Origin of the sequence: Dietzia sp. CW19 (assembly GCF_014145265.1) — a bacterium.
GTDB classification, from domain to species: Bacteria; Actinomycetota; Actinomycetes; order Mycobacteriales; family Mycobacteriaceae; genus Dietzia; species Dietzia natronolimnaea.
Map to the genome: position 1 here is coordinate 1 of NZ_JAALEE010000030.1, position 7,374 is coordinate 7,374.

General features: G+C 68.9%; 6 protein-coding genes. 1 reads left to right on the forward strand and 5 read right to left on the reverse strand.

Annotated features, from left to right (window positions below):
• Window positions 1–66 precede the first annotated feature (66 nt).
• The 5 genes from G6021_RS01155 to ugpC form a co-directional block, all read right to left on the reverse strand.
• Window positions 67–291: a hypothetical protein gene (locus tag G6021_RS01155; protein ID WP_182640496.1), complete on the reverse strand. Its 225-nt coding sequence runs from the start codon at window positions 289–291 to the stop codon at window positions 67–69.
• Between the two features lie 6 nt (window positions 292–297).
• Complete coding sequence (locus G6021_RS01160; protein ID WP_182638600.1) at window positions 298–1,245, reverse strand: ABC transporter permease subunit; 948 nt, start codon at window positions 1,243–1,245, stop codon at window positions 298–300.
• Window positions 1,242–2,231 carry a sugar ABC transporter permease gene (locus G6021_RS01165; protein ID WP_095718899.1) on the reverse strand — a complete coding sequence of 330 codons (990 nt, stop codon included), beginning with the start codon at window positions 2,229–2,231 and terminating at the stop codon, window positions 1,242–1,244. The genes G6021_RS01160 and G6021_RS01165 overlap by 4 nt, the downstream gene beginning before the upstream one ends.
• A gap of 117 nt (window positions 2,232–2,348) precedes the next feature.
• Complete coding sequence (locus G6021_RS01170; RefSeq protein ID WP_179523949.1) at window positions 2,349–3,623, reverse strand: ABC transporter substrate-binding protein; 1,275 nt, start codon at window positions 3,621–3,623, stop codon at window positions 2,349–2,351.
• A gap of 302 nt (window positions 3,624–3,925) precedes the next feature.
• Window positions 3,926–4,981 carry a sn-glycerol-3-phosphate ABC transporter ATP-binding protein UgpC gene (gene ugpC, locus G6021_RS01175; RefSeq protein WP_182638599.1) on the reverse strand — a complete coding sequence of 352 codons (1,056 nt, stop codon included), beginning with the start codon at window positions 4,979–4,981 and terminating at the stop codon, window positions 3,926–3,928.
• Between the two features lie 217 nt (window positions 4,982–5,198).
• Between ugpC and G6021_RS01180 the strand changes: the two genes are divergently transcribed.
• Window positions 5,199–7,319 (forward strand): PhoX family phosphatase, encoded by a 2,121-nt coding sequence (locus tag G6021_RS01180; protein WP_182617236.1) that lies wholly within the window; start codon window positions 5,199–5,201, stop codon window positions 7,317–7,319.
• Window positions 7,320–7,374: the final 55 nt, after the last annotated feature.

The window sequence follows — 7,374 nt, forward strand, 5'->3', positions numbered from 1 at the left end:
GGTGGAGTCGCTGGTGGCCTGGCGCGACGGCCGCTGACGGCCCGGCTCCGTCGCTGAGGGGCGGACTCAGCCGCGGTTGACGGCGCGGTCGGCCCGGCGCCACACGCGGACGGTGTAACCGGACGCCGCGAGCATGAGCACCAGCACGAACGAGGCGAGGATCGACGGGCGCCCGACCACGATCAGGCCGACCGCGTTGACCAGCGCGAGGACGGTGAAGAACCCGACGAACCCGCCCAGGACCTCCAGCCGCTGCCGGGTCCCGAGCGCGTCCCCGCCGCTCCGAGCCACGACCGGTCAGCTCTTCAGACCGCCGGCGGTGAGACCGGAGATGATCCGTCGCTGGAAGATCAGCACCATGATCACCAGCGGGACGGTGACGAGCGCACCCGCCGCCATGATCGCCGCGTGCGGCGGAATGTAGGGGTTGACCCCGGAGAACCGGGCGATCGCCACGGTGACCGGCTCGGTCGAGGAGTTGGACAGCTGCTGCGACAGCAGGAACTCGTTCCACGTGATGATGAACGCCAGGATCGCGGTGGTGAACAACGCCGGCGCGGCGAGCGGCAGGATGATCTTGATGAACGCCTGGCCGCGGGTGGCGCCGTCGACGCGCGCCGCCTCCTCCAGCTCCCAGGGCAGGTCGTTGAAGAACGAGGTCAGGGTGTAGATGGTCAGGGGCAGCGCGAACGAGATGTTGGGGATGATGAGCGCCTGGTAGGTGCCGATCCACCCGATGTCGGTGAACAGCTGGAACAGCGGCGTGACCAGCGCGACGCCGGGGAACATCGACGCGGCCAGGATGACGCCGGTGACGAAGAACTTCCCGCGGAAGTCGACCCGCGCGAGCGCATAGGCGGTGAAGACGCCGAAGAGCAGCGCCAGCGCGGTGGTGATGGAGCTGATGATCACCGAGTTGATGATCGCACCGAAGAAGTTGTTGCCCGCGTCCGTGGCCAGTGCCTCACGGAAGTTGTCCAGGGTGAGGTGCGAGGGCACGGGACTGGCGGAGAACACGAACCGGTTGTCGCGGAACGCGGTGACGAGCATCCAGTAGAACGGCGCGAGCCCCCAGATCAGGATGAGCAGGGCCCCGATGTAGGTGCCGATCCTCGGGCCGAGTGGCTTGCGGGGCGGCCGAAGGTCGTCGTTGTTGTCCCGATCGTGGAGACCGGGGTGTGACGACGACGAGGTGGGCGGCCGCGTGGTGGACGACGTGGACGGTTCAGGCGCTCGGTGACTCACCGGATCTCCTCCTTCTTGCCGGTGCGGTCATCGACGACATTCGCGCCGAGGAACTTCACCATGACGAACGCCACGGCGAAGATCAGCAGGAACACCAGTGTCGATATGGCGGACGCGCTGTTGAAGTTGCCCATCCGCATCTCGTTGACCACCAGCATGGACACCGTCGCGGTGGGCGAGCCGGAGTTGGCCGACACGAGGATCACGGGCAGGTCGTACATGCGCAGCGCGTCGAGGGTGCGGAAGAGGATCGCCACCATCAGGGCCGGCCGGACCAGCGGCAACGTGATCCTGGTGAACTGCTGCCACCGTGAGGCGCCGTCCACTCGGGCCGCCTCGTAGACGTCCCCGGGGATCATCTGCAACCCGGCGAGGATCAGCAGCGCCATGAAGGGCGCGGTCTTCCACACGTCCGCGATGATGATGGCCATACGGGCGTAGAACGGGTCGGTGGTCCAGGCGATGTTGGTGCCCAGCATCGTGTTGGCGATCCCGTTGGGGGCGAAGATGAACGCCCAGAGCTTGGCGGTGACGGCGGTGGGGATCGCCCACGGCACGAGGACCGCCGCGCGCAGGAGCGAGCGTCCCCAGATGCTCTTGCCCATGACCACCGCCATGGCGAAGCCGAGCACGGTCTCGAGCGAGACGGTGGTGACGGTGAAGAACAGGGTGTTGCCCATGGCGGGCCAGAAGTCGACGGCCGAGACACCGGGCGGGCAGGGGATGGTGCCGTCGCCGCCCCGGGCCGGGCACGCCTGGGTGAGCCAGTAGAGATAGTGCTGGAACCCGGCGAACCCACCGTCCGAGAACATCCCCGTGGCGGGATCGAGGCCGCGGTCGGCCTGGAAGGACAGGTACACCGCACGGACGACCGGGTAACCGATCACCACCGCGAGGATCGCGAGCGCGGGGCCCACCATCCACACCGGACGCCAGTCGAATCTCTTCTCGACCAGTGGCGCCGGGGACTTCTCACTCGTCGTCATCGCTGCAGCTCCTCATCGGATCGCACCCGCCCTCACCACGACGGCCGATGGGCCCCGGGAATGCTACCCGGGGCCCATCAGCGCGGTGATGTCATACCTGCTGTTCAGACTCTGGTGTCACTGAGCCGCTTGGTCGATCGCGGCGCTCATGTCGGTGAGCGCCTGCTCGACGTTCTTCTCGCCACGCAGCGCGGCGAACGTGTTGTCCTGGATCGCCTTGGACACCGCCGGGTAGTACGGCGTGACCGGGCGCGGCTCGGCGTTCTCGAGAGCCGCCTTGAGGGCCGGCATGTACGGGAACTCCTGCTGCAGCGCCTCGTCGTCGTAGATCGAGGACAGGACCGGCGGGAACGACTGCTCGGCGAAGCCCATCTGGACGTCCTCGGAGATGATGAACTCGAGGAACGCCTGCGCCGTGGCCTTGTTCTCGGAGAACACGTTGATGGCGTTGTTGTAGCCGCCGAGGGTGGACCGGCCTGCGCCGTCCTGGCCGACGATGGGTGCGACCTCGAACCGGCCCTGGACCTGGGACGTGGGATCGGACTGGCCCGACTCGTACATGTACGGCCAGTTGTAGGAGTACATGGTCTCGCCGGCGAGGAAGGCCTGCGCGGTCTCCTCCTCCGTGAAGGCGTCGGTCTGCGGGGGGATCACGCCGTTCTGGTAGGCGTCGACCAGGGCGGTGAGGCCGGCGCGTGCCTGATCGGTGTCGAGCTCCGGGGTCTGCCCGTCGTCACCCACGACCTGACCGCCCCAGCTGTGGATGAACTGGGTGGCGGCGACGGTGAGGCCCTCGTAGAGGCTGAGCTGCGTCTGCAGGCAGTCGACGTCGGCGCCTTCGGCGGCCTCGCAGGACGCGACCAGTGCGTCCCAGTTGGCGGGCGCCTCCGGCTGGAGGTCCGTGCGGTAGTACAGCAGCTGGGCGTTGGTGTTCTGCGGGATGCCGTAGAGCGTGCCGTTGTAGGTCGCGGAGTCCACGGCGGCCTCGATCAGGCCGGACGTGTCGACCTCGGTGTCGCCCTCGATCGGCTGCAGCCACCCGTTGGCCGCGAAGTACGCGGTGTCCGTGACGTCGAGAGCGAACACGTCGTACTCGCCGCTCTCGGTCTGGAGGGACTGCGTGAGGGTGTCCCGCTGACCGTCCTGCTCGGCGGGGAGCTCACGGAGGGTGACCTCCTGGTCGGGGTTCTCCGCGTTCCACTGCTCGATGACGGGACGGAGCTTGTCCGTGTCGTTGCTGCCCATCGCGAAGGTGATCGGGCCGACGCCCGAGGTGCCGGCCTCCGCCTGCTCGTCGGATTCGTCACCACCACCGTTGCCACAGGCCGCGGTGAGCACCGCGACCATGGATGCGGCCGCCGCCGCCTTGAGGAACCTGCCGTGAACGGCCATGCGCTCTCTCCTATTGTCGTGTCTCGCCTACCGCCGACGTGTGCCGGCGGTCGGGTGATCCCGGGTTCACTGTGACGCGGGTCTCTCTGAGGTCCCGCTGAGCGTAACCCACACGGGGCCTGTGGCGTCGGACCATGGACGGTCCCATCGCCGACTCCCCGCCGTACCGCCGCCCGTGGGCCGCGAGACTCAGATCACACGCGACACTCTAGCAACAACAGATGTTGCAATCCGCCACTACCGCCCTCATCGGGCCTGTGGCCCGCCTCGTCGAGCCCTGTGGCCCGCCTCGGCGCACCCGGTCACCGCAGTCGCAGGCCGGTCTCCACGTCGAAGAAGCGGACCTCGCCGTCGAGCGCGGCCAGGAACATGGTCTCGCCCTTACCCGGGTGGTCACCCGATTCGGCCCGGTAGACCACCGGGTGCCCGTCCGCGGTGGAGCAGTGCAGGTAGCTGTCCGCCCCCAGCTCCTCGACCAGGTCCACGGTCACCTCCAACCCGTGACCGTCCCCGGCGATCCGCAGGTGCTCCGGCCGCACGCCCACGGTGACCCTCGGTCCGGACCCCGGCGGGACCTCTTCCGCGAAACCCTCCAGGTCCACTCTGCCGTCCGAGACGGGCGCGTCGAAGAGGTTCATCGACGGCGATCCGATGAAGCCGGCGACGAAGGCGTTGACCGGGTTGTGGTACAGCTCGCGCGGGGTGTCGACCTGCTGCAGGATGCCGTCCTTGAGCACCGCCACCCGATCCCCCATCGTCATGGCCTCGACCTGGTCGTGGGTCACGTAGATCATGGTGGTGCGCAGTTCACGCTGCAATTTGGCGATCTGGGCGCGGGTGGCCACCCGGAGCTTGGCGTCGAGGTTCGACAGCGGCTCGTCCATGAGGAACACCTGCGGGTTGCGCACGATCGCCCGACCCATGGCGACCCGCTGGCGCTGACCACCGGAGAGTTCCTTGGGCTTGCGGTCGAGGTAGTCCGTGAGGTCGAGCATCTCCGCGGCGCGGTCCACCCGCTCCGCGATCTCCTTCTTGGAGGCCTTGGCCAGCTTGAGCGCGAAACCCATGTTCTCGCGCACGGTGTAGTGCGGGTAGAGCGCGTAGTTCTGGAAGACCATCGCGATGTCCCGGTCCTTGGGCTCCGTCCCGGTGACGTCCCTGTCACCGATGAGGATGCGTCCGGCCGAGACGTCCTCGAGCCCGGCGAGCGCGCGGAGAGTGGTGGACTTCCCGCAGCCCGACGGTCCCACCAGGACCAGGAACTCGCCGTCGGCGATCTCCAGGTCGAGTCGGTCCACACTGCGCCGTGCGGCGCCCGGGTAGATGATGGACACGTTCTCGAAGGTCACCGTAGCCATGGAGAGATCCTTCCCTTCACCGGCAGGAACGTGCCGGACGATCCGAGATTGAGGGTTGTCACGACGACTGTAGCGTCACGGGACCGGTGTTCACCGGCACTGCGCCCACAGTTCATCCGCACGTGTCCTCAGCACGCCCGCGCCGTCGCCCGCGCTCCCTAGGGTCACAGCGTCCTCGTGCGCCCGTGTGGGGCGCACACGTCCTCAGGGAGAACCGTTGTCAGTCCGCAGTCTGCTTCCGATCGCCACCCCCGGAATCTCCAACCGCCAGCACCTGACCTGTGTGTACAAGTGCGGTGACCAGTGCGCGGCGCCGGTCCCCAACACGAGCGACAACCCGTACTTCGGGGACGTCGCCACCGAGATCAGCCGCCGGGGGGCGCTCAAGGCGGCGGGCGTGGTCGCGCTCGCGGTGGGGGCCACCCAGGTCCTGCCCGCCTCCGTCGCCGCGCAGGGTTCCCTCGGCACGGGCTCGGCCGGGGCACCCGGGTCGACGGGTGGGGGCACCCTCGACACCGGTTTCCTCCCCGTGGAGCCCAACACCGCGGACGCCGTCACCGTGCCCGTCGGGCACTCCAGCGACGTGGTGATCCGCTGGGGCGACCCGGTGGTCCCCGGGGCGCCCGGCTTCGACTTCGAGAACCAGACGGCCGCCGCGCAGGCGGTGCAGTACGGCTTCAACTGCGACCTGGCGGTCCTGTTCCCCATGGACGACCGCGACGACCGGTTCCTGCTCACCGTCAACCACGAGTACACCACCGAGCCGATGATGTTCCGCGGGTACGACTCCGCCGCCCCGACCCGCGAGCAGGTGGAGATCGCCTGGGCCGCACACGGCATGACGGTGGTGGAGCTCGCCAGCAGGCCGTCCGACGGCGGGCTCGATCCCGTGATGGGGTCCTACAACCGCCGCATCACCGCGACGACGCCGTTCGAGCTGCGGGGCCCGGCCGTCGGCCCCCTCACCCGGACCACCGCCGACCCCACCGGGACCCGCGTGCTGGGAACACTCAACAACTGCGCCGGCGGCCACACCCCCTGGGGAACAGTCCTGTCCGGCGAGGAGAACTTCAACCAGTACTTCGGCACCACCGGCTCCGTGACCGACCCGGCGCGTGTGGAGGCCCTGCGTCGCTACGGCGTGGCGGTCGGTGAGTCGGGCCGCAAGTGGGAGCGCTTCGACAGCCGCTTCGACCTGGCCGCCGAGCCGAACGAGGTCAACCGTTTCGGCTACATCGTCGAGGTCGATCCCTGGAACCCGGACTCCACGCCGGTCAAGCACTCGGCGCTCGGGCGGTTCAAGCACGAGGGCGGGACCGTTCACGTGACCGCCGACGGGACCGTCGTCATCTATTCGGGCGACGACGAGCGGTTCGACTACCTCTACAAGTTCGTCTCCAGCCGGAAGATGGTGCCGGGACGGACCGCGGCGGCGCGGACCCAGAACATGAGGATCCTCGACGAGGGGACGCTCTACGTGGCCACCTTCACCGGCAACTCCCCGGAGTCGGAGATCGACGGGTCGGGCACGCTCCCCTCGGACGGCGCGTTCGACGGGACGGGCGGCTGGATCCCGCTCATGACCGTCGACGCGGCCGGCAACGCCGTCTCCCACGTCACCGGCATGACCGCGGAGCAGGTCGCCGTGTACACACGCATGGCGGGCGACGCGGTCGGGGCCACCAGGATGGATCGGCCGGAGGACGTCGAACCCAGCCCCACGACCGGCAAGGTGTACATGGCGCTGACCAACAACACCCGCCGCACCGTCGGCCAGGTCGACGAGGCCAACCCCCGGCACGACAACAAGCACGGGCAGGTCGTCGAGATCACCGACGACCACGCCGGGACGACCTTCGGCTGGAACCTGCTCCTGGTGTGCGGCGACCCCGCCGCCGCCGACACCTACTTCGGCGGCTTCGACAAGTCCAAGGTCAGCCCGATCTCGTGCCCGGACAACGTGGCCTTCGACCCCTCCGGTGGGCTGTGGGTGTCCACCGACGGCAACGCGCTCGGATTCAACGACGGGCTCTACTCGGTGGCCACAGAGGGGCCGAACCGGGGCGAGACCAAGCTGTTCCTCACCGTGCCGATCGGTGCGGAGACCTGCGGTCCGCTCGTCTTTGCCGACCGCGCGATCGTCAACGTCCAGCACCCCGGGGAGAAGGACGGGGCCTCGATCGAGAACCCCGCCTCCCACTGGCCCGACGGCGGGACGTCGCAGCCACGTCCGTCGACGGTCGTGGCGTGGAGGGACGGGTTCACCGGCGGGACCGGGCCGCTCTCCGCGGGGTCGCTGTCCGCGGGGTCACTCCCGGCGGGCTCGTCGGGTTCCTGATCGTCCGTGTGCGGGGGCGGGGGGCGGGGTCAGGTCGTCGTACCCGGCCCGCCTG